Origin of the sequence: Sandaracinus amylolyticus (assembly GCF_000737325.1) — a bacterium.
Lineage (GTDB): Bacteria > Myxococcota_A > Polyangia > Polyangiales > Sandaracinaceae > Sandaracinus > Sandaracinus amylolyticus.
In genome coordinates, this window is the sequence record NZ_CP011125.1 from 9,038,386 (window position 1) to 9,063,366 (window position 24,981).

Here is a 24,981-nt window from a genome sequence, read left to right on the forward strand (position 1 = left end):
CGCCTCACGCCGAGACCCATCAGCCGCGGGACTGCGCCTCGAGCAGCGCGGCCTGATGGCTCGCGCGCAGCGCGCTCAGCAGCTCGTCGACGTCGCCGTTCATCACCGCGTCGAGCTTGTGCAGCGTCAGGCCGATGCGGTGATCGGTCACGCGGTTCTGCGGGTAGTTGTAGGTGCGGATCTTCTCGCTGCGCTCGCCGCTGCCGACCATGCCGCGACGCTCCGCCGCGATCTGCGCGTCGTGCGCCGCTTGCTCGCGCTCGAGCAAGCGCGCGCGCAGCACCTTCATCGCGCGCGCCTTGTTCTTGATCTGCGAGCGCTCGTCCTGGCACTTCACGATGATGCCGCTCGGACGGTGGAGGATCTGCACCGCGCTGTTCGTGGTGTTGACGCCCTGACCGCCGGGCCCGCCGCTCGCCGCGATCGAGATCTCGAGGTCCTTCTCGTCGATGTCGACGTCGACCTCGTCGGCCTCGGGCAGCACCGCGACGGTCGCGGTCGAGGTGTGGATGCGCCCCTGCGACTCGGTCGCGGGCACGCGCTGCACGCGATGCACGCCGCCCTCGAAGCGCATGCGCGAGTACACACGATCGCCGCTGAACGACGCGACGATCTCCTTGTAGCCGCCCGCGCTCGCGTGGCTCGTGTCGAGGATCTCGACCTTCCAGCCCACACGATCCGCGTAGCGCGTGTACATGCGGAAGAGATCCGACGCGAAGAGCGCCGCCTCCTCGCCGCCGGTGCCGCTGCGGATCTCGACGATCGTGTTGCGCGCGTCGTTGGGATCGCTCGGCAGGAGCAGGACCTCGAGCTCCTTGGCGAGCGTGTCGAGCTCGGCCTCGAGCGTCGGGATCTCTTCCTCCGCCATCTCGCGCAGATCGGGATCCGCGAGCGCGGCGCGATCGTCCTCGAGCTGCTTCGAGGTCTTCTTCCAGCGCGCGAACGTCTCGACCAGCGGGCCGAGCTCACCGTGCTCGCGGCGCAGCTGCGCGTAGCGTTTGCCGTCGCTGATCACGTCGGCGCGGCAGAGGAGCTCTTCGAGCTCCTCGTGACGCATCGCGAGGGATTCGAGCTTGTCGACCGGGAGCATGCTCAAGTGGCGCGCCTCGAGGCGCGGAAGGCGCTGCGCAGGAGCGCGCTCAACGCGATCCTGCGTAGTGCGCGAGCGCGCCGTCGAGCGACGGGAAGACGCGCACCTGATCGCTCGCGGGCGCACGATCGCCTTCGCGCTGGCGCCAGAACGCGCTCTGCATCGACGCGATCGCGACCTCGATCTGCGCGTCGTCGGGCTCGCGCGTCGTGATCTTCTGGAAGAGGAACCCCGGCCACAGCAGCACCCGCAGCGGGCCCGTCGTGCAGTAGCGCGCCGAGAAGCGCTGGAGCTCGTACGAGATCGCGGCGATCGCCGGAAGCAGCGAGATGCGCAGCGCGAGCGTCGCGATCTGTCCGCCGATCCCGCTCGCGCCCGGGAGCACGAGCGGCGTGACGATCGAGCCGAGGATCACCGACACGATCACCACGGTGATCAGGAACGTCGTGCCGCAGCGCGGGTGCAGCGTCGACTGCGCGCGCACGTTGTCGACGGTGGGCGCGAGCCCCGCTTCGTACGCGAAGATCGTCTTGTGCTCGGCGCCGTGGTACTGGAAGACCCGACGAATCTCGGGGATCCGCGAGATCGCGACGAGGTACGTCGTGAGCACGACGAGCTTGAACACGCCGGTCAGCGCGTGGAAGCGCCAGTCGCCGAGATCGAGGTCCGCGCCGATCAGCCAGCCCGCGCCGGTCGCGAGGAGCTGCGGGAGCGCGATGAAGAGCCCGAGCGCGAGCAGCGTGGACACGAACATCGCCGCGCGCGAGCCGCCGCTCGATGCGCCGCCGCCCGACGAGGTGGGCTCGGGGTCCTGGGTCGCGAGCATCGCGGGGAAGAGCAGCACCGGGAGCATCGACGCGATGCCGGTGCGCTTCGGCGCCTCTTCTTCGCCCTGCTGGTCCGCGCTGAACTGGAGCGCCGAATACCCGAGCGAGAGCGACTCGTACAGCGTCCCGATCCCGCGCAGCCCCGGGATCTTCCAGATCGGGCTGCGCAGCGCCGCGGGGAGCGGACCGTCCTTGACGACGATCTGCCCGTCGGGCCTGCGCACCGCGACGGCGACGCCGCCCGGCGCGCGCATCATGACGCCTTCGATGACGGCCTGACCGCCGATGTAAGGCCGTGCTTCCTGCGTGCTCACGGCGTGCACTCTAGTGCCCTCGAGCAGCGATCGCGAGCCGCGCGCATCGGTAGGTCGGTGCCGGGTGGCACAGCGCGCGGCTCGTCTGCGATCGCGCGAGGATCACTCCTCGCCGGCGCTCTCGGCGGCGGCGGCCTTCGCGGCCTTCTTCGCCTGCTTGACCTTCTTGCCGGTCGCGGCGGCCGGCTGGTTCTCGTACTTCTTGCGGAAGCGCTCGACGCGTCCCGCGGTGTCCATGATGCGCTGCTTGCCCGTGAAGAACGGGTGGCAGTTGCTGCAGACGTCGACGCCGAACGAGCCGCGCGACGAGCGGGTCTCGTACGTGGCGCCGCACGCGCAGGTGATGGTCGCGGTGTCGTACTTCGGGTGGATGCCGGCCTTCATGGGTACCTCTTCCGCCCCTTCGGAGATAAAAGGGGCCGGGAGATGTAGTGGATCGCGCTCGGGACCGCAAGGACGGGGCCCGGCGCGCTCGCCCGCGGTTTTTTTGGAGATCCGGTCCACCCCGGATAGTGAGGAGTCTGGCTCGATGGCTCAGAAGCGGATCCACCTGGTGATCCGAGGACGCGTGCAGGGCGTGTACTTCCGCGCGTCGTCGGTCCGCGAGGCCAAGCGTCTCGGGCTCACCGGCTGGGTCAAGAACCGGCCCGACGGCGCGGTCGAGATCGTCGCCGAGGGCGAAGAAGATCAGGTCAAGGACTTCCTCGCATGGGCGCAACGAGGCCCCTCGACGGCGCGCGTGGACAAGGTGGACACGCGCTGGAAGAGCTACACCGGCGAGTTCGCTGCGTTCGTGATCGAGCAGTAGCGATCGCGCTGGTGGTCCTCGTCGCGTGCGCGCCGTGCGTGGCGCGCGCGCAGACCACCGAGGACGAGATCGCGACGCTGGTGCGCGCGCTCGGGAGCGACGACGCGGGCGAGCGACGCCGCGCGTACGAGACGCTCGGTGCGCTGCCCGCCGAGGCGCTGCCCGCGATCCGCGCGCGCCTCGTGACGCTGCGGCGCGCGCGACCGCTCCCCGAGGACGCGGTCGCGCTGCTGACCGCGTTCCGGCGCGCGACCGGGTCGCGACGCGCCGACGATCTCGTCGACGTCGCGGACGGGATCCCGGTGGTGCTCGGAGAACGTCGCGATCGCGACGCGCTGCGGATGGCCGAGCCGCTCCTGCTGCTGCGCTCGCTCGAGCGCATCGCGACGACGGATGCGCTCGTGCTGATCCCCGAGGTGCTGCGGCTCGATCGCGACGCGTGGACGATGGACGGGCGGCGTTCGGTGCTGCGGCTCGGTGATCGCGCGGCCGCCGCGATCATCCGCGCGCGCGCTCACGAAGACGTCGCGGGGCGCGAGTGGGCGCGGTGGTCGGGGCGCGAGCTCTCGCTCGACGACGCAGGACGTCTCGTGCAGCGGCTCGCGCCGACGGATCTCGCGGACGTGCTGCGCGCGTGGGGCACGACGCGCTCGATCGACGCGATGAGCGTCGTCGCGTCGTTCGTCGACGATCCGCGACGGCTGGTGCGCGACGCGGCGCGCGATGCGCTGCGCGAGTACGGACAGAACGGCGTGTGGCAGGCGCGCGAGCAGTTCCGCCTTCGTCTCGGCGAGGACGCGAACCAGGCGTGGAGCTGGTCGCGCACGCTCGACGTGCTCTACGAGCGGCTCGACGCGGCGCGGCTCGCACGCGTCGCGGATCTCGCGGTCGCGGCGGACGGTGCCCTCGATCGCGGCGAAGCACGCGCGGCGACCGAGGCGCTCGAGGCGCTGCTCGCGCGCGCCCCCGACGCGGGATCACACGAGGTCGCGGTGCTCTTCGCGCGCGCCGGCGAGGCGTGGATGGCGCTCGACGAGCGCGCGAGAGCGCGCAGCGCGTACGAGCGTGCGGTGCGCATCGCGCCGAGCGACGAGCATCGCGCGCGATGGGAGGCGCGGCTCTCGTTCGTCGAGGCCGAGGACGCGCTCGCGCGAGGCGTGCTCGACGTCGAAGCGTATCGACGCGCCGCGAGCGGGGACCCGACGTGCACGCGATGCGCGGAGGTGCTCGCGCGCCTCGACGCGCAGGCGCAGCCGGCCGCGGTGAGCGCGGACGACGCCGAGCGTCGCCGCGGCGCGCTCGGCGTCGCGGCGGCGCTGTTCGCGGTGCTCGGCGCGTGGCTGCTGAGCGCGCGCAGCACGCCCGTGGTCACGACCGGAGAGGACGAGCCCGAGGAGGACGACGCGCCTCCCGCGCACGACGTCACGCTGCCCGGCTGATCACACGTGGATCCAGCGGAACGGCGACATGTCGAAGTGGAAGTGGTTGCGGTGCCCGGGGTGCGCGGGCCCGTAGATCACGCGGAACACGTCCTCGCGCGCGAGCCGCTCGATGAGCGTGCGCAAGAAGCGCTGGTGCACCGCGCCGGTCTCGCTCTCCGCCTCCCAGTGCCGCTCGAGCGACACCGTGAACCCACGACGCAGCGCGCGCGGCAATCCCTCGGGCGCTCGGGTGCGCCGCGGGAGCGCACGGAACTCGAAGCCGCGCACGTCGAGCGCGTTGCCGAGCGCGTGCTCGCTCAAGCGACCGCGGTTGCCGCGCACCGAGCGACAGTTGTACGCGCCGGCGTGGATCAGCCGATGTGGCGCGCGCCCGTAGATCTCGGTCGCGACCTCGATCGCGACGCGCTCGAGCTCGGGCAGTCGTTCGAGGAACGCGGGATGGACGCGCACCGTGCCCGAGTAGCGCAGCGCGGTGCCGCGATACGGCACCATGATCTCGGGCTGGCAGATCGACGTGTCCTGCCCGCGCCGCGCGATGTCGTCGAGCGCGTAGGAGGGACCTCGCCGTCCGAACAGCCAGCCGAGATCGAGCTGTGCTTTCGCGGAGGACGCGGCGATCATCGCGATCGCGACGAGGATGGAGAGCACGAGCGACGCGCGTGCGATCCGACCGTTCGACAGCTTCACCACGGTGGGCTCTGGAGCATGGGGCGGGTGCTCGCGAACGCCAAGACGCGGCCGCCCCTCGCGGGATTCAGCGCGTCACGACTCGTCGCGACGCGGTGCGCGCGCGGACGTCATCGTGCCGTGCCCGTTCGACGGCTTCTTCGAGCGGCCGTTGCCGCTGCGCGGTGCGGGGGCGCGCGCGCCGAGATCACCGGTCTCCACGAGCTCCTTCAGTCGCCGTAGGTCGCTGCGCAGCTGCTGCTCCGGCGCGAGCCCGAGCCACGACGCGACGTGCGACGCGAGCGCGGCGGCAGGCATCGAGTACACGAGCTCGACCTGGACCTCGGTGCCGCGCCCGTCGCGCGAGCGCTCGAAGCGCACCGCGCCCTCGTGCGCGATCGGCGAGCCCGGCACCGTGCGCCACGCGATCGCGCGGCCCGGCACGTCCTCCACCAGTTCGGCGTCCCACGCGACGCGCGGTCGATGCGCAGGAAAGCCGGGCAGCGGAGTGAGCTCCCACCGCGAGCGCGCGCCCTCCACGCGCACCGACGCGACGTGCCGGAGGAAGCGCGGCAGCAGCGAGAGATCGCGCCAGAGCCCGTAGAGCTCCTCGGGACGCGCGTCGATCGTGATCGCGCCGCGCACCTCGACGCGCTCGCGCGCGAGCGCCCGGTGCGCGGTCGCCGTCAGCTCGCGCGACACCGGACATCGCCCGGTCAGGCCGCGGTACACGCCGTATGCGCCGAGCGCTGCGAGCACGACACCGCTCGCGCGACCGCGCGCGAGACCGAGCGCCGCGAGCGCGACGCCGGCGACCGTCGACACGACGCGCTCGCCCTCGTCGAGCTCTGCTGCCTCGGTGAGCGTGTCGCGCGGTGACACGCGGATCGCGTCGCTCGCCATGCGTGCGGTCCTCCGGGCGCGGGCGATCCTCACGCCTCGATCCGCGACGTAGGTGCACGGCACGGACGCACAACGCGGGTGGAGACCCGCCCTTGTGGGCCTCGCGAGCGCGGCCATCTGATGGTGACGAGAGGCGACCGCACGAGGACGAGGAGGCGAGATGGAGACGAACGCAGTGATCGCGCTGTTGCGCGATCTCGTGCACCTCGACGTCGACGCGATCCATGCGTACGACCAGGCGATCAAGAACATCGACGTCGAGCCGGTTCGTGCGGAGCTCGAGCGCTTCAAGGGCGACCACGAGCGGCACGTCACGGAGCTGACGACGGCGATCCTCGATCTCGGTGGGACGGCGCCGGTGATCCGGCGCGACCTCAAGGGTCTGTTCATCGAGGGCATGACCGCGCTGCGCGCCGCGATGGGGACCGAGCAGAGCCTGCGGGCGATGCAGACCAACGAGAAGCTGACGAACAAGGAGTACGACAAGGCCGCGAAGATGGCCTTGCCTGCTCGAGTGGACGAGCTCGTGCGTCGCAACTACGACGACGAGCGACGTCACCTCGAGTACATCGAGGACGCGATCGCACGACGCGTCTGGGAGCAGGTGCGGCACGCGTGAGCGCGCCGAGGGCTTGCCCTCCGAGGTGCAGCGGGATCGATCGGGTGCGGGAAGGGGCGGGAGAGCGTCGGAAGTCGCTCTCCCGCCCCGACTCGTTTCGTCGTTCTTGAACGATCGTTCAAGCGAGCGCCCGGACGCGCAGGCGCGCGATCAGGCGCTCGAGCGCTCGAGCTCCGCGCTGCGTGCTCCGCGCGCTCGATAGCGCGCGTCGGCGACCCACGACTCGAAGCGCGCGCACGCGGCGTCGGCGGTGAGCGCAGCGCGGAGCGACTCGGCCCAGCGCGCATGCTCGGCGATCGGCTCGCGCAGCGCGGCCTCGATCGCCGCCACGAACGACGCTCGGTCCGCGACACGCGCGAGCGGCGAGAGCGCGGCGAGCGCCCCGAGATCGCGCGAGCTCGCCGCGACGACGGGGCGCCCCGACGTCATCACGTCGAGCGCGAGGCGCGGCTCGTCCCCACCGCTCGTGAGCACGGGCGCGATGCCGATGTCCCATCCCGCGATGTAGCGGGGCAGCTCGTCGTCCCGCTTCTCACCGAGCCAGCGGATGTTCGGCCGACACGGCAGCGCGCGCACGTCGATCCCGCGCGGCGCCCCGAGCGCGATCACCGAGAGCTCCGGGAGCGCGTCCGCGACGCGCGCGAGGAGCGCGACGTCGAGGTGCGCGTCGATCGGTGCTGCGAGCCCGAGCCGCGGCCCCGGAATGCACGACTGATCGAGGGGATCGACCCACTCGTCCGCGCTCGCGCGAGCGTGCCGCGACGCATCGACGATGAGCGGCATGACCTGCACGAGCGCGTGCGCGCGACGGCGCGCGTCGGCGCTCGCGTGCGTCGCGGTGAGCACGAGGTCGGCGCGCGCGAGCAGCGCGCGCTCGCCCGGCGCGAAGGGCTCGTCGTCGCAGTCCCACACCACGACGCGCGGCTCCACGCAGCGCGCGACGGCGAGATCGGCAGCCGCGCGCACCCACAGGATCTCGGCGCGGATCGCGTGACGATCGACGAGCTGCTGTACGAGCGTCGCGAGCGCGGCGCGCGCGCGCACCTCGTCGAGATCGTCGCGTAGGTGCGGCACGCAGACGACGAGCCCATCGGCGACGCGCATCTCTTCGACGAACGCAGCGGCGACGCACGCATCGCGCACCGGCGCTTCGATCACGAAGACGCGTCGCGCTCGAGCGAGCGCGTGCAGGAGCGGATGCTCGCGCGACGTCTGGGCGCCCCATCGAGCACGAGTGAAGGCGACGATGTCGGTCATCTCGCGCCTGGCGAGCATCGCGCGGCAACTCTGCAATCGACGATCCCGCGTCGTGGGGCGTGGTGCGCGCGCGAAGCCCGCGCGTGCCGAGGCAACGTGCACGACGCGGCGCGCCCCACCGAGGCGCAGCGCGGCGGAAGCACGCGCGTCGACCGCACATGCGTGCGATCGACGCCGTGTGTTTCCGCGACGCGTCGCGATGCGCGTGCGGAGGAGCACATGCGTGGCACGCGCGATGCCCCATCAGCGCGACACCCGAGGCGCGCCGACCCGCGGAGCTCTCCGCACGAGGCCAAAGCGCGCGAGGAGGACGGATGGCGCGGGAGGACAAGAGCCAGACGAGCGCGAGGACCGGCGTCGGGCGCTACGTCGAAGGAGTCGGGACGCGTCTGAAGCGCGACGAAGATCCGCGCTCGCGCGTCGGGCTCCCGGAGCGCGGCGCGAAGAAGAAGAGCAAGTCGAAGACGAAGGCGATCGATGCCGGCGATCGCTCCGCGTTCGACGCGCGCGCCACGAACGTGGCCGCGCGCAAGGCAGGAACGCGCGGCCGGACGACGGCGCGCGGCTCGGACGACGAGGACACGAGCGCGCGCGGCGCGACGAGCTCTGGAGGACGGCGCGTGAAGTCGAAGGCGAAGACGAAGAAGGCGCGCGGGCCGGCCCAGGAGCGGGCACGCGAAGGACTGCGCGGGCCGAGCGCGCGCGATGCGCGCGCGAAGGGTCGCGAGCCGCGCGGCGAGCACTCGAGCGCGGGCAGCGCGCCCGGCATCGGGACCATCACGCGCCCCGTCCGCGTGGGCGAGTCGCACTTCATCGAGCGCGACGGCGAGGACGTCCCGCCGGGGCGCCGCCGCGCCGCGGGGACCGTCGGGGGCCGTGCGAAGCCGCGCCGCGATCACAGCCCGCCCACGCGCGCGGCGAAGGCGAGCGGCGGGCGCTCGACCGGCGCGCGGGGAGGCTCGGGAGGCGGCCGCTCGCGCCCGACCGACGCAGGCGCCCATGCCGCCTCGGGGCGCTCGGGCTCGCGCAAGGCGGTGAAGAAGTCGACCGAGCAGGCGATGCGGCCGTCGGTGCGCGGCGCCGCGAGCAGCGGAGAGCAGCGTGGCGCGACCCTCGGACCGCGGAAGGGAGTCCGCCTCGCGGGCGCCCCCTCGCGCGGCACGAGCAGCAAGCCGGGCTTGGCCCGCGGCTCGTCGAAGAGCAACGCCGGACGTCGCTCGCGGGCGACGACCTAGACGGAATGAAGAAGCCCCACGACGCACGCGTCGCGGGGCTTCTTCTCGTCGAGGCGGGCTCAGGCTCCGTCGTGCCTCCGCCGTGGAGGCACGAGCGGTGGATCACTCCGCCGCGCTCTCTCCGAGGATCTCGATCATCGCCATCGGCGCGTTGTCGCCGCGGCGCGTGTTGAGCTTCGTGATGCGGGTGTACCCGCCGCCCTTCTTGTCCTTGATGCGCGCGAGGAAGCGCGGCGCGATCTCGTGGAAGAGCTTGTAGACGAGATCGACCTCTTCGGTGCTGCCGTCCGAGTTGGTCTTGGTCAGCGTCTTCGGCAGGTCGCGCGCCACCAGGCGCTGCGCGTGGACGCGACGCGCGACGACCTCGCCACGCTGCTCCTCGCTCAGCTTCCCGATGTCGACGGTGAGCTCGTCACCGAGCCGCGCCGCGCGCGTGATGAGGCGCTCCACCGTTCGGCGGAGCTCCTTCGCCTTCGCGTCGGTCGTCTCGATCTTCTCGTGCAGCACGAGGTTGCCCGCGAGGTTGCGGAGCATCGCGCGGCGGTGCGGGGTATTGCGGCCGAACTTCCGGCCCGACTTGCGGTGACGCATGGCTTCCTACCGTCTCTCTACTTCGCTCGTCTCGCGACGATCGCCTCGAATCGGCCGCTCAGTTCAGGCCTGCGCCTGCTGCTGCTTCCAGCGCTCGAGCATCGCCGGCCAGTTGTCGATCTTCATGCCCAGCGAGAGGCCCATGTCGGCGAGGATCTCCTTGATCTCCTTCAGCGACTTGCGGCCGAAATTCTTCGTCTTGAGCATCTCGGCCTCGGTCTTCTGGACCAGCTCGCCGATGAGATGGATGTTCGCGTTCTGCAGGCAGTTCGCGCTACGGACCGAGAGCTCGAGCTCCTCCACCGAGCGGAAGAGGTTCTCGTTGAGCGGCTCCTCTTCCTTCGAGTCGAGGGTCGTCGCCTCTTCCTCTTCCTCGAAGTTGATGAAGATCGAGAGCTGGTCCTTGAGGATCTTCGCGGCGTACGCGACCGCGTCGTGCGGCTTCACGCTGCCGTTCGTCCAGACCTCGAGCGCGAGCTTGTCGTAGTCGGTGATCTGACCGACGCGCGCGTTGGTGACCGTGTAGTTCACCTTGCGGATCGGCGAGAAGAGCGCGTCGATCGCGATCGTCCCGATCGGCATTCCCGGCGTCTTGTTGCGATCGGCCGGCACGTACCCGCGCCCGACGTTGATCGTGAGCTCCGCCGAGAAGCGGCCGCCCTTGGCGACCGTGCAGATGACGTGCTTCGGGTTGAGGATCTCGACCTGGTCGTTGACCTGGATGTCACCCGCGGTGACCTCGCAGGGACCTTCGCGGTCGATCCGGAGGACGTGGGTCTTCGGCGAGTGCGCCTTGACCACGACTTCCTTCAGGTTGAGCACGATGTCCGTGACGTCTTCCACGACGTCCGGCACCGACGTGAACTCGTGGAGCGCGCCGTCGATCTTCACCGCCGTGATTGCCGCGCCCTGGAGCGAGCTCAGCAGGATCCGGCGCAGCGCGTTGCCGAGCGTGATGCCGAAGCCGCGCTCGAGCGGCTCGCACACGAACTTGCCGTAGGTCGGCGTCGCGTCCTCGACCGGGACGCTCTTCGGCTTGATGAGATCGCGCCAGTTGCGTGCAACGAACGTCGTCGACATGGAATCCGAACCTCTCTCCAGCGCGGAAATATGACCGCGCTCGGAACCCCGACGGGCCTAGAGAAAAGACCACGGGCGGACACCATGTCCGCCCGTGGAAAGACTTCGATCAGCGCGAGTAGAACTCGACGATCAGCTGCTCCTTGATGGGCAGCGTGATCGCCTCGCGGACCGGCTGGCTCACCACCTTGCCGGTGAACGCGCCCTTGTCGAGCGAGAGCCACTCCGGCACGCCGCGACGCTCGACGCCTTCGAGCGCCGTCACGATGCGGCCCTTCTGGCGGCTCTTCTCGCGGATCGTGATCGTGTCGTTCGGGCGAACGAGGTAGCTCGGGATGCTGACGGTCTTGCCGTTCACGAGCACGTGCTTGTGGCGCACGAGCTGGCGACCGTCGCTGCGCGTCGCCGCGAAGCCGAGGCGGTAGCAGACGCTGTCGAGACGGCGCTCGAGCAGCGCGAGCAGCGCCTCACCGGTCACGCCCTTGCCCGCGTCCGCCGACGCGAAGTACTTGCGGAACTGGCGCTCGAGCACGCCGTAGATACGACGCACCTTCTGCTTCTCGCGAAGGCGGATGCCGTACTCGGTCGCCTTCGAACGACGCTGGCCGTGCTGGCCGGGCGGGTACGGACGGCGATCGAACGCGCACTTGTCGGTGTAGCAGCGGTCGCCCTTGAGGAAGAGCTTCTCCCCCTCGCGACGGCAGAGCTTGCAGGACGGGCCGGTGTAGCGAGCCATCTCTCAGTTCCTCTACTTCAGACGCGGCGACGCTTGGGCGGGCGGCAGCCGTTGTGCGGGATCGGGGTCACGTCACGGATGAGCGTCACGCGCATGCCGGCCATCTGGAACGCGCGGAGGGCCGACTCGCGGCCCGCGCCCGGGCCCTTCACGAAGATCGCGACGGTCGTCATGCCGTGGTCCTGCGCCTTGCGAGCCGCGTCTTCGGCGGCGAGCTGCGCCGCGAACGGCGTGCTCTTGCGCGAGCCCTTGAAGCCACGCGCGCCCGCGCTGCTCCACGCCACCACGTTCCCCGCGAGGTCCGTGACGGTGACGATCGTGTTGTTGAAGGTCGACTGCACGTGCGCGATGCCCGTGCCGATGTTCTTCTTGACCTTCTTCTTGCCCTTGGCTGCCTTCGGCTTCGCCATCTCTCAGATACTCCGGTGAGGTGATCCCCGTCGCTCGCTCGAGGCTCTTCCGAGCTCAGCGACGGACGGCGCTGCCGCGACGCGGGCCCTTGCGGGTGCGCGCATTCGTGTGGGTGCGCTGGCCGCGCACGGGAAGGCCACGACGATGACGCAGCCCGCGATAGCACCCGAGGTCCATCAGGCGCTTGATGTTGATGGCGATCTCGCGGCGGAGATCACCCTCGACCTTGAACTGCGTGTCGAGGAGATCGCGGATCTTCTTGACGTCGTTCTCGTCGAGATCGTCCGCCTTCTTCGTCTCGGGAATCCCGGCCTTCTCGCAGATCTGCTTCGCGATCGCGGGACCGATCCCGTAGATGTACTGGAGAGCGATGACGGTGTGCTTGCGACCAGGAAGGTCGACGCCGGCGATGCGTGCCATGACTCGATTCCTCTTTCAGCCCTGACGCTGCTTGTGGCGCGGGTTCTCGCAGATCACGCGCACGGTCCCCTTGCGGCGGACGACCTTGCACTTCTCGCAGATCTTCTTGACGCTCGGACGGACCTTCATCGCAGCCTCGCTCTTACTTCCAACTCTCTACGGGAGAAAACTTCCGACTGAGAATCCTCAGTCACCGGCGCGAGCAGTGATGCGCGCACGGCTGGTGTCCGCGGGGGACACTTCGATCATCACGCGGTCGCCTCGGAGCAGCTTCACGATCGAGTGCCGACTCCGAATCGGCAGGGATGCGACGAAGCGACGACCATCTTCGCTGCGCACCGCGTACAGACCTCGAGGCAGCTCGTCTTCGACCACTGCTTCGAGAACCGTGCCCTTCATACGAAGGGCGAGCTCACTTCCCGAGGATCGACTCGATCCTGCGGGTCACGTCTTCCACCGCGCCGGTCCCGTCGACCTTCGCGACGATCCCCTTGTCCCCATAGTGGGCGAGGATCGGGAGCGTGTTCTCGAGGTACACCGCGTTGCGCGTGCGCACCTTTTCCTCGCGGTCATCGTCGCGTTGGACGATGCGATCGCTGCCGCAATTGCCACAGCGGCCCGTCGAGGGGGGCGGATTATAGCTCACGTGGTAGACCTGTCCACAGGCCTCACACGATCGCCTGCCGCTAATTCGATCCACGATCGCCTCGGTCGGCACCTCGAGCGCGATCACCTTCTCGATTCGACGGCCCATCTCCGCGAGCATCGCGTCGAGGGCCTTCGCCTGATCGACCGTACGCGGGTAGCCGTCGAAGATCGCGCCACCCTTCGCGTCGGCCTGCACCAGGCGGTTGCGCAGGAGCTCGATCACCAGCGAGTCGGGCACGAGCAGGCCCTGCGTCATGTACTCGTCGAACTTCTTGCCGAGCGCGGAGCCGCTCTTGCGCTCCGCACGCATCATGTCGCCCGTCGAGATCTGCGGGATCCCGAGCCGATCGACGAGGAACTTGCTCTGCGTGCCCTTCCCCGCCCCCGGGGGCCCGAACAGGATGAGATCCACGTCTAGCCCCCCTTCAGGCCGTGCGGCGACCACGGATGCGCGGACCACGCGGACCGGTGAGGCCCTCGTAGTGGCGCGTGATGAGGTGCGACTCGATCTGCTGCACGGTGTCGAGCGCGACGCCGACGACGATCATCACCGACGTGCCGCCGAAGAAGAACGGCACGTGGAACGAGTCCTGGAGCACCTGCGGGACCACGCAGACGAGCGCGACGTAGATCGCACCGCCGACCGTGATGCGGGTGAGCACGCGGTCGATGTACTCGGCCGTCGCCTTGCCCGGGCGAACCTTCGGGATGAAGGCGTTCTGCTTCTTGAGGTTGTCCGCGACCTCGACCGGCTGGAACGTGACCGCCGTGTAGAAGAACGCGAAGAACACGATCATCACGACGTAGAGCAGGTTGAACAGGAACGACCCCGGCTGGATGTAGTCGTTCACCGTCTCCATGCCCGGGATGATCCCGACGAGCTGCTGCGGGAACATCAGGAGCGACGACGCGAAGATCGGCGCGATCACACCGCTCGAGTTCACGCGGAGCGGCAAGTGCGAGGTCTGGCCGCCGTAGAGCTTCCGACCGACGAGCCGCTTCGCGTAGTGGATCGGAATGCGGCGCTGGCCACGCTCGAAGAACGTGATCACCGCGATCACGAGCAGCACGATGGCCGCGACCATCAGCAGCGAGACCGGCTGGATCTGACCGATCTGGACCTGCTCCATCGTCTGCACGCCGGCGCGCGGAAGGTCCGCGACGATGCCCGCGAAGATGATGAGCGAGATGCCGTTGCCGATGCCGCGCTCGGTGATCTGCTCGCCGAGCCACATGATGAACGCGGTGCCGGTCGTCAGCGCGATCACCGTCAGGAACACGAAGCCCCAGCCCGGATCGCGAACGACGTCGCCGACCGTCGAGAAGCCCGTGCCCGCGCCACCCGCGTTCAGGCCCTGGAAGTAGTTCGCCCAGAAGATGCCCTGGACGACCGAGATCACGACGGTGCCGTACCGCGTGTACTGGTTGATCTTCCGCTGGCCCGCCTCGCCTTCCTTGCGCAGCTCGCCGAGCTGCGGGACGACGATCGTCATCAGCTGGAGCACGATGCTCGCCGTGACGTAGGGCATGATGCCCAGCGAGAAGATCGACGCCTGCTCGAGCGCGCCGCCCGAGAACAGGTTGAACATCCCGAGGAAGCCGCCCTGCTGGCCGATGTACTCGCGGAGCACGTTCCGGTCGATGCCGGGAATCGTGACGAAGATCCCGATGCGATAGACCGCGATCATCCCCAGCGTGAAGAGGATGCGGCGGCGGAGCTCGGGGATCTTGGCGATGTTCGCGAAGGCGCTCATGCGAGTGGAATCGGTGCTCGGAGTGACGCGAGCCCGCGAAGATCGCGGGCTCGGTTCACCGTGGGGCTGCTGTCTCCCTCAACCGCGACCGGAGGTCAAGCCTTTGCAGCGGCCTTCGGCTTCTTGCCCTTCGCGGGCTTGTTCTTGTGCCGCACGACCGGAGCGACCTTCTTCTCGATCGTCTCGATCGAGCCGCCGGCCTTCTCGATCTTCTCCTTCGCCGAGGCGCTGAACGCGTCCGCCTTGACGACGAGCTTCTTCGAGAGCTCACCCGTGCCGAGAATCTTCACGCCGTCCCAGCGGCCCTTCACCAAGCCGCGTGCGCGGAGCGCCGCCTCGTCGACCGTCGCGCCAGCCTCGAACGCGTCGAGCGACTTGACGTTCACCGGGGCGAGGTCGCGCGGGAACAGCGAGTTGAAGCCGACCTTCGGGAGGCGGCGGTTGAGCGGCATCTGGCCGCCCTCGAAGTGCAGCTTGTGGATGTTGCCGGGCTGACGGGCCTTCTGACCCTTCTGACCGCGGCCCGCGGTCTTGCCCAGGCCCGATCCGGGACCACGGCCGACGCGCAGCTTCTTCGTGACCGCACCCTTCGGGGCGCGCAGGCGCGAGAGGATCGGCACCTCTGCGCTGATCTTCTCGTCAGCCATCGATCTCCTCCACCGACACGAGGTGGATCACCTTCTTGATCGCACCGCGGAACGCGGGCGTGTTCGCCACGACGACCTCGGTGTGCGGGCCGCGGAGACCGAGACCCTTGAGCGTGCGGCGCATGGCCTCCGTGCGGCCGATGCCGCTGCGGAGCTGCTTCACCTTGAGCTTCGGCTTGATCGCCATGATGCGCTCTCCCTCTGAGCTCAGACGCGGATCTCGTCCGCGGCCTTGCCGCGACGGCGCGCGACGTCGTCGATCGACTCGAGCGAACGGAGCGCGTCCATCGTCGCGTGGACGACGTTGTGCGGGTTCGAGGTGCCGACGATCTTGCAGAGCACGTCGTGCACGCCCGCCGCCTCGAGCACCGGGCGCATCGCGCCGCCGGCGATCACGCCGGTACCGGGGCTCGCCGGGTTCAGCAGCACGCGGCCCGCGCCAGCGTGACCGAACACGCGGTGCGGGATCGAGCCACCGACCAGCGGGATGCGGATCAGGTTCTTCTTCGCGCGGTCGGTGCCCTTGCGGATCGCGTCCGGCACCTCGTTCGCCTTGCCGAGGCCCACGCCGACGTGGCCCTTGCCGTCGCCGACGACGACCAGCGCGCTGAAGCTGAAGCGGCGGCCGCCCTTCACGACCTTCGCGACGCGGTTGATGTGGATCACCCGCTCCTTGAGGTCCTCGAGGCTCTCGGGATCGATGATGGCGCTCATGTGACTTCCGTTCTCTCAGTCAGTCCGGACGCGGCTCAGAAGTCGAGCCCCGCCTCGCGCGCCGCGTCGGCGAGAGCCTTCACGCGACCGTGGTAGATGTAGCCGTTGCGGTCGAACACGACCTTCGCGATGCCCTTGTCCTTGCAGACCTTCGCGATCGCCTGGCCGACGACCTTCGCGACGTCGCTCTTGTTCTTCTCGCCGAGCTCGCCGCGCACATCCTTGCTGAGCGTCGAGACCGCCGCGAGCGTCTTGCCCTGCGAGTCGTCGATCACCTGCACGTAGATGTGCTTCGCGCTGCGGAACACGGTCAGACGCGGGCGCTCGGTGTCGCCACTGACGTTCTTGCGAATGCGCTTCTTGCGCTTCGCGCGCTGCTCGTCCAATGCCATCTTCGATTCCTTTCGTGACTCCGCGGGGGGCGGCTTCGTACGCCCCCTCCGTCACGCGTTCAGATCACTTCTTGCCGCCCTTGCCGCCAGCCTTACCGGCCTTCTCGCGGACCTTCTCGTCGACGTACCGCACGCCCTTGCCCTTGTAGGGCTCCGGCGGGCGGAACGAGCGGATGCGCGCAGCCGTCTGGCCGAGCAGCTCCTTGTCGTGCGACTCGAGGTGCAGGCGCGGCTTCTTGGTGCCGCCGACGTCGAGCACTTCGACCTTCGCCTTGATCCCATCGGGAAGGCGGAAGAACACCGGGTGCGAAAGGCCGAGGTTCAGGGTCAGATCCTGGCCCTTCACTTCCGCCTTGTACCCGGTGCCGATCAGGTCGAGCGAGCGCGTGTAGCCCTTGCTCACGCCCTCGACGATGTTCTTGATCAGCGCGCGCGTGAGGCCCTGGTACTGGGCGAACGCGGTCGTGTCACCCGACGAGCGCGGCGCGAGGACGAGGGTGTTGCCCTCCTTCTTCACGTCGACCACCGCCGGGAGCTCGCGCTCCATCGAGCCCTTCGGGCCCTTCGCGACCAGCTTGCCGCCCTTGACGTCGATCTGGACGCCCGCGGGAAGCTCCACCGGGCGCTTGCCGACGCGCGAGACGCGAACGGTCTGCTGCTCCGCCGTCGCCATCACCACACCTCGCAGAGGATCTCGCCGCCGACGCGCTTCTCGCGCGCCGAGCGGTCGGTCATCACGCCCTGCGACGTCGACAGGATCGCGACCCCGGTCCCGTTCTGGACCTTCGGGATCTCGTCGTGTCCGACGTACACACGGCGGCCCGGGCGCGACGCCCGGCGGATGCCCGCGATCGCACTGTGGCGATCACGGCCGTGGTACTTGAGCTGGATCGAGATCGTGCGCGCGCCCTCGTCCACCGAGAAGCCCAGCACGAACCCTTCGTCACGGAGGATCTCCGCGACGTGCACCTTCAGCTTCGACAGCGGCACGTCCGTCCGCTCGTGCCGCGCGAGCGACGCGTTGCGGATGCGAGCGAGCATGTCGGCGATCGGATCGGTCATCATGACGACGCTACTCCCTGATCACCACGAGCTCTTCGTCACGCCCGGGATGTCGCCCGCGAGGGCGTACTTCCGCAGGCAAACGCGGCAGAGCTCGAACTTCCGATAGACCGCCCGGGGGCGACCGCACACCTTGCACCGGTTGCGGTAACGCACCTGGAACTTGGGCGTCTTCTCCATCTTCGCGAACGCGCGGGCGCTGGCCATTCTCGATCTCCTCAGGACTTACTTGCGGAAGGGCATCCCGAGCTCGCGGAGGAGCGCGCGTCCCTGTTCGTCGGTGCGGGCGGTGGTCACGAAGGTGACGTTCATGCCCTTGATCTTCTCGATCTTGTCGTAGTCGATCTCGGGGAAGATGATCTGCTCGCGCACGCCCAGCGTGTAGTTCCCGCGGCCGTCGAACGCCTTCGGGCTCACGCCCTTGAAGTCGCGCACGCGCGGAAGACCGAGGTTCACGAGCCGGTCGAGGAACTCCCACATGCGCTGCTTGCGCAGGGTGACCATCGCACCGATCGGCGCGTTCTCGCGCAGCTTGAAGCTCGCGATCGACTTCTTCGCGCGGGTCACGACCGGCTTCTGGCCGGTGATCGTGCCGAGCTCCTCGACCGCCGACTCGATGATCTTCTGGTTCTGGACGGCCTCGCCCAGACCCATGTTGACCACGATCTTCTGCAGCCGGGGAACCTCCATGATGTTCCCGAGCTGGAGTTCCTTCTGGAGCGCCGGGACGACGTTCTCCCGGTAGTGCTTCTCGAGACGCGCGAGCTGCTGATCCGCCATTTCCGATTCACCTCACCCGACCTTCGAGCGCTCTCTTCCGCGCGCTCGATGTCGAGTCTCCACTCGATATCTGACTCTGCTGCTGCGCAGCAGAGAAGCTCAGTCGATCGCCGCGCCGCTCTTCACGGCGACGCGGACCTTCTTGCCATCCTTCTCGGCGAAGCGGACGCGCGTGGGCTTGTCCGTCTTCGCGTCGACGAGCATGACGTTCGAGATGTGGATCGCGGCTTCCTTCTCGATGATGCCGCCCGACGGGTTCTTCGGCGTGGGCTTGGTGTGCCGCTTCACGCGGTTCACGCCCTCGACGATCACGCGATCCTCCTCGCGGATCACGCGCAGGACGCGGCCCTTCGTGCCCTTGTCCTTGCCGGCGATGACGACGACCTGGTCGTCCTTCTTGACGCGGATACCCATCACACCACCTCGGGCGCGAGGCTGATGATCTTCATGAACTTCTTGCCGCGGAGCTCGCGCGCCACCGGCCCGAAGATGCGCGTGCCGATCGGCTCGAGCTGCGCATTGAGCAGCACCGCGCTGTTGTGGTCGAACTTGATGTAGCTGCCGTCGGCGCGCTGGTACTCGCGGCGGGTACGGACGACGACGGCCTTCGCCACGTCACCCTTCTTCACCTTCGCCGTCGGCAGCGCTTCCTTCACCGCGACGACGATCAAGTCGCCGAGGCCGGCCCAACGACGACGCGAGCCGCCGAGGACCTTGATGCACTCCACGCGCTTCGCGCCGCTGTTGTCGGCGACGTCGAGCTCGGTCTGCTGCTGGATCATGGCTCAGACCTCCTCGGGGCGATCGACGAGGCGCACGGCGACCCAGCGCTTCGTGGCCGAGAGCGGGCGGCTCTCACGGATCTCGATGAGATCGTTCGTGCGGAACTGCTCGGTCTCGTCGTGCGCGTGGTAGCGCTTCCGGCGCTTGATGTACTTGCCGTAGATCGGGTCGCGAAGGCGGCGGACCACCTCGACCGTCACGGTCTTCTTCGCGCGGCCCGCGCTCGCGGTGTCGCTGATCACACGGCCGACCAGGTGGCGCTTGTTTCCGCGCTCCTCGTCGTTCTTCGGCGTCGGCCCCTTGGCCTGCGTCGCGTCGCTCATCTCGCTCACCCGTTCTCGCCGGCGGCCTTCGTCGCGCGCTCGGTCATCAGCGTCTTCACGCGAGCGATGTCGCGACGGAGACGGCGGATCTTGTCGGTGTCGTCGAGCTGGTTCGAGTAGTTCGAGAAGCGCGACTGCCACAGTTCGCGCGTCATCGACTTCTCGAGCTCCTTGAGCTCGTCGTCGGTCTTGTCACGGAGCTCGGAAGGCTTCGTCACAGCTGCTGACTCCTCATCACGAAGCGGGTGGCGACCGGGAGCTTGTGCCCGGCCAGACGGAACGCCTCGCGCGCGACCGACTCCTCGACGCCCTCCATCTCGTAGAGGATGCGGCCGGGCAGGATCTGCGCGCGCCAACCCTCGACTGCGCCCTTGCCGGTACCCATTCGGGTCTCGAGGGGCTTCTTCGTGAAGGGCTGGTCGGGGAAGATGCGGATGTAGAGCTTGCCAGCGCGCTTCGCGTGGCGCTGGATCGCCATACGAGCGGCCTCGATCTGACGCGAGGTGATGTGACCGCTCTCGAGGGCCTGGAGGCCGAAATCACCGAACGAGACCGAGCTGCCGCGCTGGGCGACGCCACGGAGATTGCCGGTGTGCGACTTGCGGAACTTGGTGCGCTTGGGCTGCAGCATGGGAGTGCTCGCTCTTCTGCTCGGTCGGCGATCAGCCGGCGACGGGCTGGCGGCGGCGGCGCTGCGGGAGCACCTCGCCCTTGAAGATCCAGACCTTCACGCCGATCGTGCCGTAGGTCGTCTTCGCGGTCGCGACGCCGAACTCGATGTCGGCGCGCAGCGTGTGGAGCGGCACGCGGCCCTCGCGGTAGCGCTCCGAGCGCGCGATCTCGGCGCCGCCGAGGCGGCCGCCGGCGTAGATGCGGATGCCCTTCACGCCGAACTTCATCGCGGTCTGGAGCGCCTTCTTCATCGCGCGGCGGAACGCGACACGGCGCTCGAGCTGCGTCGCGATGTTCTCGGCGACGAGCTGCGCGTTCGTCTCGGCCTTGCGGACCTCGGTGATGTCGACGAAGAGCTCGTTGCCGGTGAGCTTCTGGAGCTCGCCACGGAGCTGCTCGACGCCTGCGCCGCGCTTGCCGATGATGATGCCGGGGCGCGAGGTCGAGATGACGACCTTCACCTTGTTCGCCGCGCGCTCGATCTCGATCGCCGCGATGCCGGCGTGCGCGTAGTTGGTGCGAACGTGCTCACGAAGGGCGAGGTCCTCGTGGAGCCACTTCGAGTAGTTCTTGTCCTCGTACCACTTGGAGTTCCAGGTTCGGATCACTCCGAGGCGGAACCCGTACGGATGCGTCTTCTGACCCACGTGAAACCTCAGCCTTCGTCCGACACGACGAGCGTGATGTGGCTCATGCCCTTGGTGATGCGGGTCGCGCGGCCCTGGGCGCGCGGACGCCAGCGGCGCATGAACCGGTCGGGCGCCTTGTCCGCGAAGACCGTCTTCACGACGAGGTTGTCGAGATCGACGTTCTGGTCCTTCTGACGCGCGTTCGAGATCGCGCTGTCGAGGAGCTTCGCCACGATCGGCGCGGCCGCCTTCTTGGTGAAGCGCAGCATCTCGAGCGCCTCGGCGGCGTTGCGTCCGCGGATCAGGTTCGCGATCACGCGCGCCTTGCGGACGGCGATACGCTGGTTCCGAGCCTTCGCGATGGCTTCCATTGTCTTTCTCTGCCTACGCTCTGCTGCTGCTAGGAAAAATGCTGGGCTCGGGAAAAAGGGCGCCGGATCTAACACAGCGCCCCTGATCCGTCGAGCCGTTCTTGATCACTTCTTGGCGGGCGGCGCCTTCGCCTTGCGATCCGCCGCGTGCCCGCCGAAGGTGCGCGTGGGCGCGAACTCGCCGAGCTTGTGACCGACCATGTTCTCGGTGACGAACACCGTGATGAACTTGCGTCCGTTGTGGACGTTGAAGCTCAGACCGACGAAGTCGGGGGTGATCGTCGAGCGACGCGACCACGTCTTGATGACGCGGCGATCGTTGTTGCGAGCCGACGTCTCGACCTTGGCGGCGAGCGGGGCGTCGACGAAGGGGCCCTTCTTGAGCGAGCGTGCCATTCGAGTCTCCGATTCCTACCGACCGCTCACTTGTCGCGGCGCTTGACGATGAACTTGTCGCTCGTCTTGTTCGTGCGGGTCTTCAGGCCCTTCGCGAGCTGGCCCCACGGCGAGCAGGGGTGACGACCACCGGACGTGCGACCCTCACCACCACCCATCGGGTGATCGACCGGGTTCATCGCGACACCGCGGTTGTGCGGGCGGCGACCGAGCCAGCGCGTGCGACCCGCCTTGCCGTGCGAGACGCGCGCGTGCTGGAGGTTCGAGACCTGACCGACGGTCGCGCGGCAGTTCAGGTGCACCATGCGGACCTCGCCGCTGGGCAGACGAACCTGCGCGTACTCGCCGTCCTTCGCCATCAGCTGCGCCGCGGCGCCGGCCGAGCGGACGAGCTGACCGCCCTTGCCGATCTTGAGCTCGATGTTGTGGACCATCGTGCCCACCGGGATGAAGCGCAGACGAAGCGCGTTGCCCGGCGTGATGTCGGCGTTCTTGCTCGAGACGACCGTGTCGCCCTGCTTCAGGCCGTCCGGCGCGAGGATGTACGCCTTCTCGCCGTCGAGGTAGTGCAGGAGCGCGACGCGCGCCGAGCGATTGGGGTCGTACTGGATCGAGTGCACCTTCGCGGGCACGCCGATCTTGTTGCGCTTGAAGTCGATGACGCGATAGCGGCGCTTGTGGCCACCGCCGCGGAACCGCGAGGTGATGCGGCCGCTGTTGTTACGGCCGGCCTTCGAGTGCTGCGACTCGGTGAGCTTGCGCTCGACCGCCGCGCCCTTGGTGAGGACCGAGAAGTCCGGCACCTCGAAGTGGCGGCGTCCCGCCGACGTCGGCTTGAACTTGCGGATCGCCATGGGTCAGGTTCCTTCACCGAGGTCGATCGTCTCGCCCTCGCGGACCTGCACGATCGCCTTCTTCCAGTTCTGCGTCTTCGCGTGGCCGCGTCCCATGCGGCGCATGCGACCGCGGACGATCATCGTCTGCACGTCGACGACTGCGACGTTGAAGAGCGTCTCGACCGCGTTCTTGATCTCGATCTTGTTCGCGCCGCGCGCGACCTCGAAGAGGTACTTGTTCTGCGTCTCACGCAGAGCGTTGCCCTTCTCGGTCAGGATCAGCGGGCGCTTGATGACGTGCTCGGGAAGCATTGCAGTCGGCCTCTCACGCGCTCTTGCAGCGGGCCTCGAGGGCCTGCGCCGCGCTCTTGGTCAGCACGACGTGCTCGTGACGGAGCAGGTCGTACACGTTGACGCCCTCGGGCGGAAGATACTGGTGCGCGTCGAGATTGCGGGCCGACAGCTGGAGCTTGTCGTTGCCCTTCGCGTCGACGATCAGCGAGCTCTTGCCGACCTTGAGGGTCGAGAGGACGCCCGCGAGCGCCTTCGTCTTGATCTCGGCGAGGTCGAAGGTGTCGACCACCGTGAGGCGGCCTTCCTTGAGCTTCATCGAGAGCGCGCTCGCGAGCGCGCCGATGCGCTGCTTGCGGTTCGGACGGTACGAGTAGTCGCGCGGCACGGGGCCGTGGACCTGACCACCCCCGACGAAGTTCGGGGCATTGCGGTCGCCGTGACGCGCCGAGCCCGTGCCCTTCTGGCGGTAGATCTTCTTCGTGCTGCCCGAGACCTCGGCGCGGTTCTTCGTCTTGTGCGTGCCCGAGCGCTTGCTCGCGAGCTGCGCCTTCACGACTTCGTAGAGAAGCGCTTCGTTGACGTCGCGGCCGAACACTTCGTCCGACAGCTCGAGCTCGCCCACGCTCTCGCGGCGCAGGTTGTAGACCGGAATCTTTGCCATGACGTTCCCCGCGCTCAGCTCTTGATCTCGACCTCGACACCCGCCGAGAGATCGAGCTTCATGAGGGCCTCGAGCGTCTGCTGGTTCGGCTCGAGGATGTCGAGAAGGCGCTTGTGAGTGCGGATCTCGAACTGTTCACGCGACTTCTTGTCGACGTGCGGGCCACGGAGAACCGTGAACTTCGAGATGCGGGTGGGCAGCGGGATCGGTCCCGCGACGCGCGCGCCGGTCCGCTTCGCGGTGTCGACGATCTCCGACGCGCTCTGGTCGAGCAGGCGGTGGTCGTACGCCTTGAGGCGAATCCGGATCTTCGTGGCAGCAGCCATGATTCTATCCTTCCGAGTCCAGCGTTCGAGTCAGAGTCAGAGTCTCGACTCGATCACTCGATGATCTTCGTGATGACGCCGGCGCCGACGGTGCGGCCGCCCTCGCGGATCGCGAAGCGCTGCTGCTCCTCGAGCGCGACCGACGTGATGAGCTCGACGGTCATCGAGACGTTGTCGCCCGGCATGACCATCTTCACGTCCTCGGCGAGGTGGATCGTGCCGGTCACGTCCGTCGTCCGCATGTAGAACTGCGGGCGGTAGTTGGTGAAGAACGGCTTGTGACGGCCGCCCTCCTCCTTCTTGAGGACGTAGACCTCGGCGTTGAACTTCTTGTGCGTCTTCACCGAGCCGGGCTTCGCGAGCACCTGGCCGCGCTCGACGTCGTCCTTCTCGATGCCGCGCAGGAGGCAGCCGACGTTGTCGCCAGCCTGGCCCTGGTCGAGCAGCTTGCGGAACATCTCGACGCCGGTGACCGTGGTCTTGCGCGTGTCGCGGAAGCCGAGGATCTCGACTTCCTCGCCGACCTTGATCACGCCGCGCTCGATGCGGCCCGTCACGACCGTGCCGCGGCCCTTGATCGAGAACACGTCCTCGATCGCCATCAAGAACGGCTTGTCGGTGTCGCGAACCGGCTCGGGGATCCACGCGTCGAGCGCGTTGAGCAGGTTGATGACGGTCTGCTCGCCCTCGGGATCGCCCTGCATGGCCTTGAGGGCCGAGCCGCGGACGACCGGCGCGTTGTCGCCGTCGAACTTGTACTTGTTGAGGAGGTCGCGGACCTCCATCTCGACGAGCTCGAGCAGGTCCGGATCCTCGACCGCGTCGACCTTGTTGAGCCAGACGACGATCTTCGGCACGCCGACCTGACCCGCGAGGAGCACGTGCTCCTTCGTCTGCGGCATCGGGCCGTCGAGCGCGCTGACCACCAGGATCGCGCCGTCCATCTGGGCGGCGCCGGTGATCATGTTCTTGATGTAGTCGGCGTGGCCGGGGCAGTCGACGTGCGCGTAGTGGCGCTTCTCCGACTCGTACTCGACGTGCGAGACCGCGATCGTGACGATCTTCGAGTCGTCGCGGACGGTGCCGCCCTTGGCGATGTCGGAGTACGAGATCTCCTTGCCGCCGAACTTCTTCGCCGCGACCTTCGTGATCGCCGCGGTCGTCGTGGTCTTGCCGTGATCGATGTGACCGATCGTGCCGACGTTGACGTGCGGCTTGGTCCGGACGAACTTTTCCTTGGCCATGACTCGTGTCCTCTAGTCTTCGATATCGGCGGGAGTCTTCAGAGGGCGGC

The 24,981-nt window shown here is 68.5% G+C and carries 39 protein-coding genes and 1 pseudogene; 4 read left to right on the forward strand and 36 right to left on the reverse strand.

Annotation, left to right across the window (positions count from 1 at the left end; genetic code table 11):
- Positions 1 to 19 precede the first annotated feature (19 nt).
- From prfA to rpmE, 3 genes and pseudogenes are all read right to left on the reverse strand, one after another.
- On the reverse strand, positions 20 to 1,090 hold the full coding sequence (gene prfA, locus DB32_RS38025; protein ID WP_053237555.1) for a peptide chain release factor 1: 1,071 nt from the start codon (positions 1,088 to 1,090) through the stop codon (positions 20 to 22).
- A gap of 49 nt (positions 1,091 to 1,139) precedes the next feature.
- Entirely contained in the window at positions 1,140 to 2,231 is a 1,092-nt protein-coding gene (locus DB32_RS38030) for a DUF1385 domain-containing protein (RefSeq protein WP_205627111.1), read from the reverse strand.
- 195 nt (positions 2,232 to 2,426) lie between these two features.
- Positions 2,427 to 2,615, reverse strand: a pseudogene (gene rpmE, locus DB32_RS38035) (50S ribosomal protein L31); the annotation flags it as partial.
- Between the two features lie 145 nt (positions 2,616 to 2,760).
- Here rpmE and yccX point away from each other — a divergent pair.
- The gene (yccX, locus tag DB32_RS38040) at positions 2,761 to 3,039 is read left to right on the forward strand and encodes an acylphosphatase (protein WP_053237558.1); all 279 of its coding nucleotides are present in this window, start codon (positions 2,761 to 2,763) and stop codon (positions 3,037 to 3,039) included.
- An 11-nt stretch (positions 3,040 to 3,050) separates the two neighbouring features.
- Positions 3,051 to 4,478 (forward strand): hypothetical protein, encoded by a 1,428-nt coding sequence (locus DB32_RS38045; protein ID WP_053237559.1) that lies wholly within the window; start codon positions 3,051 to 3,053, stop codon positions 4,476 to 4,478.
- Here the strand turns inward: DB32_RS38045 and DB32_RS38050 are convergent, their stop codons facing one another.
- Together DB32_RS38050 and DB32_RS38055 are read right to left on the reverse strand one after the other, a co-directional pair.
- Positions 4,479 to 5,168, reverse strand: coding sequence for an extensin family protein (locus DB32_RS38050; RefSeq protein ID WP_157069996.1), 690 nt, complete (start codon positions 5,166 to 5,168; stop codon positions 4,479 to 4,481).
- Positions 5,169 to 5,243: 75 nt separating this feature from the next.
- Positions 5,244 to 6,050, reverse strand: coding sequence for an SRPBCC family protein (locus DB32_RS38055; RefSeq protein ID WP_053237561.1), 807 nt, complete (start codon positions 6,048 to 6,050; stop codon positions 5,244 to 5,246).
- A 160-nt stretch (positions 6,051 to 6,210) separates the two neighbouring features.
- Between DB32_RS38055 and DB32_RS38060 the strand changes: the two genes are divergently transcribed.
- Positions 6,211 to 6,669: a DUF2383 domain-containing protein gene (locus DB32_RS38060; protein ID WP_053237562.1), complete on the forward strand. Its 459-nt coding sequence runs from the start codon at positions 6,211 to 6,213 to the stop codon at positions 6,667 to 6,669.
- Between the two features lie 150 nt (positions 6,670 to 6,819).
- Here DB32_RS38060 and DB32_RS38065 read toward each other — a convergent pair whose 3' ends face one another.
- The gene (locus DB32_RS38065; protein ID WP_169791691.1) at positions 6,820 to 7,926 is read right to left on the reverse strand and encodes a glycosyltransferase family protein; all 1,107 of its coding nucleotides are present in this window, start codon (positions 7,924 to 7,926) and stop codon (positions 6,820 to 6,822) included.
- Between the two features lie 314 nt (positions 7,927 to 8,240).
- On the opposite strand from DB32_RS38065, the gene DB32_RS38070 reads away from it, so the two are divergent.
- The gene (locus DB32_RS38070; protein WP_053237564.1) at positions 8,241 to 9,161 is read left to right on the forward strand and encodes a hypothetical protein; all 921 of its coding nucleotides are present in this window, start codon (positions 8,241 to 8,243) and stop codon (positions 9,159 to 9,161) included.
- Between the two features lie 102 nt (positions 9,162 to 9,263).
- Here the strand turns inward: DB32_RS38070 and rplQ are convergent, their stop codons facing one another.
- The 30 genes from rplQ to tuf all read right to left on the reverse strand — a co-directional run bounded on the left by rplQ (position 9,264) and on the right by tuf (position 24,931).
- The gene (rplQ, locus tag DB32_RS38075; RefSeq protein ID WP_075097724.1) at positions 9,264 to 9,752 is read right to left on the reverse strand and encodes a 50S ribosomal protein L17; all 489 of its coding nucleotides are present in this window, start codon (positions 9,750 to 9,752) and stop codon (positions 9,264 to 9,266) included.
- 63 nt (positions 9,753 to 9,815) lie between these two features.
- The gene (locus tag DB32_RS38080; protein ID WP_053237565.1) at positions 9,816 to 10,832 is read right to left on the reverse strand and encodes a DNA-directed RNA polymerase subunit alpha; all 1,017 of its coding nucleotides are present in this window, start codon (positions 10,830 to 10,832) and stop codon (positions 9,816 to 9,818) included.
- Between the two features lie 109 nt (positions 10,833 to 10,941).
- The gene (rpsD, locus tag DB32_RS38085; RefSeq protein ID WP_053237566.1) at positions 10,942 to 11,568 is read right to left on the reverse strand and encodes a 30S ribosomal protein S4; all 627 of its coding nucleotides are present in this window, start codon (positions 11,566 to 11,568) and stop codon (positions 10,942 to 10,944) included.
- Between the two features lie 17 nt (positions 11,569 to 11,585).
- On the reverse strand, positions 11,586 to 11,978 hold the full coding sequence (gene rpsK / locus DB32_RS38090) for a 30S ribosomal protein S11 (protein WP_053237567.1): 393 nt from the start codon (positions 11,976 to 11,978) through the stop codon (positions 11,586 to 11,588).
- A 55-nt stretch (positions 11,979 to 12,033) separates the two neighbouring features.
- Complete coding sequence (gene rpsM / locus DB32_RS38095; protein WP_053237568.1) at positions 12,034 to 12,399, reverse strand: 30S ribosomal protein S13; 366 nt, start codon at positions 12,397 to 12,399, stop codon at positions 12,034 to 12,036.
- A 15-nt stretch (positions 12,400 to 12,414) separates the two neighbouring features.
- Complete coding sequence (gene rpmJ, locus DB32_RS38100) at positions 12,415 to 12,528, reverse strand: 50S ribosomal protein L36 (RefSeq protein ID WP_053237569.1); 114 nt, start codon at positions 12,526 to 12,528, stop codon at positions 12,415 to 12,417.
- Positions 12,529 to 12,585: 57 nt separating this feature from the next.
- Positions 12,586 to 12,798 carry a translation initiation factor IF-1 gene (locus tag DB32_RS50355; protein ID WP_053237570.1) on the reverse strand — a complete coding sequence of 71 codons (213 nt, stop codon included), beginning with the start codon at positions 12,796 to 12,798 and terminating at the stop codon, positions 12,586 to 12,588.
- 13 nt (positions 12,799 to 12,811) lie between these two features.
- A complete protein-coding gene (locus tag DB32_RS38110) occupies positions 12,812 to 13,459 on the reverse strand; it encodes an adenylate kinase (protein WP_053237571.1) in 648 nt (215 codons plus the stop codon).
- A gap of 13 nt (positions 13,460 to 13,472) precedes the next feature.
- Positions 13,473 to 14,801, reverse strand: coding sequence for a preprotein translocase subunit SecY (secY, locus tag DB32_RS38115; RefSeq protein ID WP_053237572.1), 1,329 nt, complete (start codon positions 14,799 to 14,801; stop codon positions 13,473 to 13,475).
- 95 nt (positions 14,802 to 14,896) lie between these two features.
- Positions 14,897 to 15,448, reverse strand: a complete 552-nt coding sequence (rplO, locus tag DB32_RS38120; protein ID WP_053237573.1) for a 50S ribosomal protein L15 — start codon at positions 15,446 to 15,448, stop codon at positions 14,897 to 14,899.
- Positions 15,441 to 15,635, reverse strand: coding sequence for a 50S ribosomal protein L30 (rpmD, locus tag DB32_RS38125; RefSeq protein WP_053237574.1), 195 nt, complete (start codon positions 15,633 to 15,635; stop codon positions 15,441 to 15,443). Before rpmD ends, rplO begins: the two co-directional genes overlap by 8 nt.
- Before the next feature lie 20 nt (positions 15,636 to 15,655).
- Positions 15,656 to 16,162, reverse strand: a complete 507-nt coding sequence (rpsE, locus tag DB32_RS38130) for a 30S ribosomal protein S5 (RefSeq protein ID WP_053237575.1) — start codon at positions 16,160 to 16,162, stop codon at positions 15,656 to 15,658.
- Between the two features lie 35 nt (positions 16,163 to 16,197).
- Positions 16,198 to 16,554: a 50S ribosomal protein L18 gene (gene rplR / locus DB32_RS38135; protein ID WP_053237576.1), complete on the reverse strand. Its 357-nt coding sequence runs from the start codon at positions 16,552 to 16,554 to the stop codon at positions 16,198 to 16,200.
- Between the two features lie 64 nt (positions 16,555 to 16,618).
- Positions 16,619 to 17,227 (reverse strand): 50S ribosomal protein L6, encoded by a 609-nt coding sequence (gene rplF / locus DB32_RS38140; RefSeq protein ID WP_053237577.1) that lies wholly within the window; start codon positions 17,225 to 17,227, stop codon positions 16,619 to 16,621.
- Complete coding sequence (rpsH, locus tag DB32_RS38145) at positions 17,227 to 17,619, reverse strand: 30S ribosomal protein S8 (RefSeq protein ID WP_053237578.1); 393 nt, start codon at positions 17,617 to 17,619, stop codon at positions 17,227 to 17,229. Before rpsH ends, rplF begins: the two co-directional genes overlap by 1 nt.
- An 18-nt stretch (positions 17,620 to 17,637) precedes the next feature.
- Positions 17,638 to 17,823 carry a type Z 30S ribosomal protein S14 gene (locus DB32_RS38150; protein ID WP_053237579.1) on the reverse strand — a complete coding sequence of 62 codons (186 nt, stop codon included), beginning with the start codon at positions 17,821 to 17,823 and terminating at the stop codon, positions 17,638 to 17,640.
- Between the two features lie 18 nt (positions 17,824 to 17,841).
- A complete protein-coding gene (gene rplE, locus DB32_RS38155; protein WP_053237580.1) occupies positions 17,842 to 18,396 on the reverse strand; it encodes a 50S ribosomal protein L5 in 555 nt (184 codons plus the stop codon).
- A 99-nt stretch (positions 18,397 to 18,495) separates the two neighbouring features.
- Positions 18,496 to 18,804, reverse strand: a complete 309-nt coding sequence (gene rplX, locus DB32_RS38160; protein ID WP_075098124.1) for a 50S ribosomal protein L24 — start codon at positions 18,802 to 18,804, stop codon at positions 18,496 to 18,498.
- A 5-nt stretch (positions 18,805 to 18,809) separates the two neighbouring features.
- Positions 18,810 to 19,178 carry a 50S ribosomal protein L14 gene (rplN, locus tag DB32_RS38165; protein WP_053237582.1) on the reverse strand — a complete coding sequence of 123 codons (369 nt, stop codon included), beginning with the start codon at positions 19,176 to 19,178 and terminating at the stop codon, positions 18,810 to 18,812.
- 3 nt (positions 19,179 to 19,181) lie between these two features.
- Positions 19,182 to 19,502 carry a 30S ribosomal protein S17 gene (gene rpsQ / locus DB32_RS38170; RefSeq protein WP_053239097.1) on the reverse strand — a complete coding sequence of 107 codons (321 nt, stop codon included), beginning with the start codon at positions 19,500 to 19,502 and terminating at the stop codon, positions 19,182 to 19,184.
- 5 nt (positions 19,503 to 19,507) lie between these two features.
- A complete protein-coding gene (rpmC, locus tag DB32_RS38175) occupies positions 19,508 to 19,720 on the reverse strand; it encodes a 50S ribosomal protein L29 (protein WP_053237583.1) in 213 nt (70 codons plus the stop codon).
- Entirely contained in the window at positions 19,717 to 20,133 is a 417-nt protein-coding gene (gene rplP, locus DB32_RS38180; protein ID WP_053237584.1) for a 50S ribosomal protein L16, read from the reverse strand. The genes rpmC and rplP overlap by 4 nt, the downstream gene beginning before the upstream one ends.
- 31 nt (positions 20,134 to 20,164) lie before the next feature.
- On the reverse strand, positions 20,165 to 20,821 hold the full coding sequence (gene rpsC, locus DB32_RS38185; RefSeq protein WP_053237585.1) for a 30S ribosomal protein S3: 657 nt from the start codon (positions 20,819 to 20,821) through the stop codon (positions 20,165 to 20,167).
- Positions 20,822 to 20,829: 8 nt separating this feature from the next.
- Entirely contained in the window at positions 20,830 to 21,174 is a 345-nt protein-coding gene (gene rplV, locus DB32_RS38190) for a 50S ribosomal protein L22 (protein WP_053237586.1), read from the reverse strand.
- A gap of 105 nt (positions 21,175 to 21,279) precedes the next feature.
- Complete coding sequence (gene rpsS, locus DB32_RS38195; protein WP_053237587.1) at positions 21,280 to 21,570, reverse strand: 30S ribosomal protein S19; 291 nt, start codon at positions 21,568 to 21,570, stop codon at positions 21,280 to 21,282.
- Positions 21,571 to 21,596: 26 nt separating this feature from the next.
- Positions 21,597 to 22,424 (reverse strand): 50S ribosomal protein L2, encoded by an 828-nt coding sequence (gene rplB / locus DB32_RS38200; RefSeq protein WP_053237588.1) that lies wholly within the window; start codon positions 22,422 to 22,424, stop codon positions 21,597 to 21,599.
- A 3-nt stretch (positions 22,425 to 22,427) separates the two neighbouring features.
- Positions 22,428 to 22,718, reverse strand: coding sequence for a 50S ribosomal protein L23 (locus DB32_RS38205; RefSeq protein WP_053237589.1), 291 nt, complete (start codon positions 22,716 to 22,718; stop codon positions 22,428 to 22,430).
- A 13-nt stretch (positions 22,719 to 22,731) separates the two neighbouring features.
- On the reverse strand, positions 22,732 to 23,361 hold the full coding sequence (gene rplD, locus DB32_RS38210) for a 50S ribosomal protein L4 (protein WP_053237590.1): 630 nt from the start codon (positions 23,359 to 23,361) through the stop codon (positions 22,732 to 22,734).
- Positions 23,362 to 23,375: 14 nt separating this feature from the next.
- Positions 23,376 to 23,687, reverse strand: coding sequence for a 30S ribosomal protein S10 (gene rpsJ / locus DB32_RS38215; RefSeq protein ID WP_053237591.1), 312 nt, complete (start codon positions 23,685 to 23,687; stop codon positions 23,376 to 23,378).
- A 53-nt stretch (positions 23,688 to 23,740) separates the two neighbouring features.
- Complete coding sequence (tuf, locus tag DB32_RS38220) at positions 23,741 to 24,931, reverse strand: elongation factor Tu (RefSeq protein ID WP_053232793.1); 1,191 nt, start codon at positions 24,929 to 24,931, stop codon at positions 23,741 to 23,743.
- Between the last annotated feature and the right edge of the window lie 50 nt (positions 24,932 to 24,981).

Coding starts and splice junctions, on each gene's coding strand:
- prfA (WP_053237555.1), bottom strand. CDS start 1,090: ATGCTCCCGGTCGACAAGCTCGAATCCCTCGCGATGCGTCACGAGGAG.
- yccX (WP_053237558.1), top strand. CDS start 2,761: ATGGCTCAGAAGCGGATCCACCTGGTGATCCGAGGACGCGTGCAGGGC.
- DB32_RS38055 (WP_053237561.1), bottom strand. CDS start 6,050: ATGGCGAGCGACGCGATCCGCGTGTCACCGCGCGACACGCTCACCGAG.
- DB32_RS38060 (WP_053237562.1), top strand. CDS start 6,211: ATGGAGACGAACGCAGTGATCGCGCTGTTGCGCGATCTCGTGCACCTC.
- DB32_RS38065 (WP_169791691.1), bottom strand. CDS start 7,926: ATGACCGACATCGTCGCCTTCACTCGTGCTCGATGGGGCGCCCAGACG.
- DB32_RS38070 (WP_053237564.1), top strand. CDS start 8,241: ATGGCGCGGGAGGACAAGAGCCAGACGAGCGCGAGGACCGGCGTCGGG.
- rplQ (WP_075097724.1), bottom strand. CDS start 9,752: ATGCGTCACCGCAAGTCGGGCCGGAAGTTCGGCCGCAATACCCCGCAC.
- DB32_RS38080 (WP_053237565.1), bottom strand. CDS start 10,832: ATGTCGACGACGTTCGTTGCACGCAACTGGCGCGATCTCATCAAGCCG.
- rpsD (WP_053237566.1), bottom strand. CDS start 11,568: ATGGCTCGCTACACCGGCCCGTCCTGCAAGCTCTGCCGTCGCGAGGGG.
- rpsK (WP_053237567.1), bottom strand. CDS start 11,978: ATGGCGAAGCCGAAGGCAGCCAAGGGCAAGAAGAAGGTCAAGAAGAAC.
- rpsM (WP_053237568.1), bottom strand. CDS start 12,399: ATGGCACGCATCGCCGGCGTCGACCTTCCTGGTCGCAAGCACACCGTC.
- rpmJ (WP_053237569.1), bottom strand. CDS start 12,528: ATGAAGGTCCGTCCGAGCGTCAAGAAGATCTGCGAGAAGTGCAAGGTC.
- DB32_RS50355 (WP_053237570.1), bottom strand. CDS start 12,798: ATGAAGGGCACGGTTCTCGAAGCAGTGGTCGAAGACGAGCTGCCTCGA.
- secY (WP_053237572.1), bottom strand. CDS start 14,801: ATGAGCGCCTTCGCGAACATCGCCAAGATCCCCGAGCTCCGCCGCCGC.
- rplO (WP_053237573.1), bottom strand. CDS start 15,448: ATGGCTGACGAGAAGATCAGCGCAGAGGTGCCGATCCTCTCGCGCCTG.
- rpmD (WP_053237574.1), bottom strand. CDS start 15,635: ATGGCGATCAAGCCGAAGCTCAAGGTGAAGCAGCTCCGCAGCGGCATC.
- rpsE (WP_053237575.1), bottom strand. CDS start 16,162: ATGAGCGCCATCATCGATCCCGAGAGCCTCGAGGACCTCAAGGAGCGG.
- rplR (WP_053237576.1), bottom strand. CDS start 16,554: ATGGCATTGGACGAGCAGCGCGCGAAGCGCAAGAAGCGCATTCGCAAG.
- rplF (WP_053237577.1), bottom strand. CDS start 17,227: ATGGCGACGGCGGAGCAGCAGACCGTTCGCGTCTCGCGCGTCGGCAAG.
- rpsH (WP_053237578.1), bottom strand. CDS start 17,619: ATGATGACCGATCCGATCGCCGACATGCTCGCTCGCATCCGCAACGCG.
- DB32_RS38150 (WP_053237579.1), bottom strand. CDS start 17,823: ATGGCCAGCGCCCGCGCGTTCGCGAAGATGGAGAAGACGCCCAAGTTC.
- rplE (WP_053237580.1), bottom strand. CDS start 18,396: ATGGCGGATCAGCAGCTCGCGCGTCTCGAGAAGCACTACCGGGAGAAC.
- rplN (WP_053237582.1), bottom strand. CDS start 19,178: ATGATCCAGCAGCAGACCGAGCTCGACGTCGCCGACAACAGCGGCGCG.
- rpsQ (WP_053239097.1), bottom strand. CDS start 19,502: ATGAGCGACGCGACGCAGGCCAAGGGGCCGACGCCGAAGAACGACGAG.
- rplP (WP_053237584.1), bottom strand. CDS start 20,133: ATGCTGCAGCCCAAGCGCACCAAGTTCCGCAAGTCGCACACCGGCAAT.
- rplV (WP_053237586.1), bottom strand. CDS start 21,174: ATGGAAGCCATCGCGAAGGCTCGGAACCAGCGTATCGCCGTCCGCAAG.
- rpsS (WP_053237587.1), bottom strand. CDS start 21,570: ATGGCACGCTCGCTCAAGAAGGGCCCCTTCGTCGACGCCCCGCTCGCC.
- rplB (WP_053237588.1), bottom strand. CDS start 22,424: ATGGCGATCCGCAAGTTCAAGCCGACGTCGGCGGGACGCCGCCACTTC.
- DB32_RS38205 (WP_053237589.1), bottom strand. CDS start 22,718: ATGCTTCCCGAGCACGTCATCAAGCGCCCGCTGATCCTGACCGAGAAG.
- rplD (WP_053237590.1), bottom strand. CDS start 23,361: ATGGCAAAGATTCCGGTCTACAACCTGCGCCGCGAGAGCGTGGGCGAG.
- rpsJ (WP_053237591.1), bottom strand. CDS start 23,687: ATGGCTGCTGCCACGAAGATCCGGATTCGCCTCAAGGCGTACGACCAC.
- tuf (WP_053232793.1), bottom strand. CDS start 24,931: ATGGCCAAGGAAAAGTTCGTCCGGACCAAGCCGCACGTCAACGTCGGC.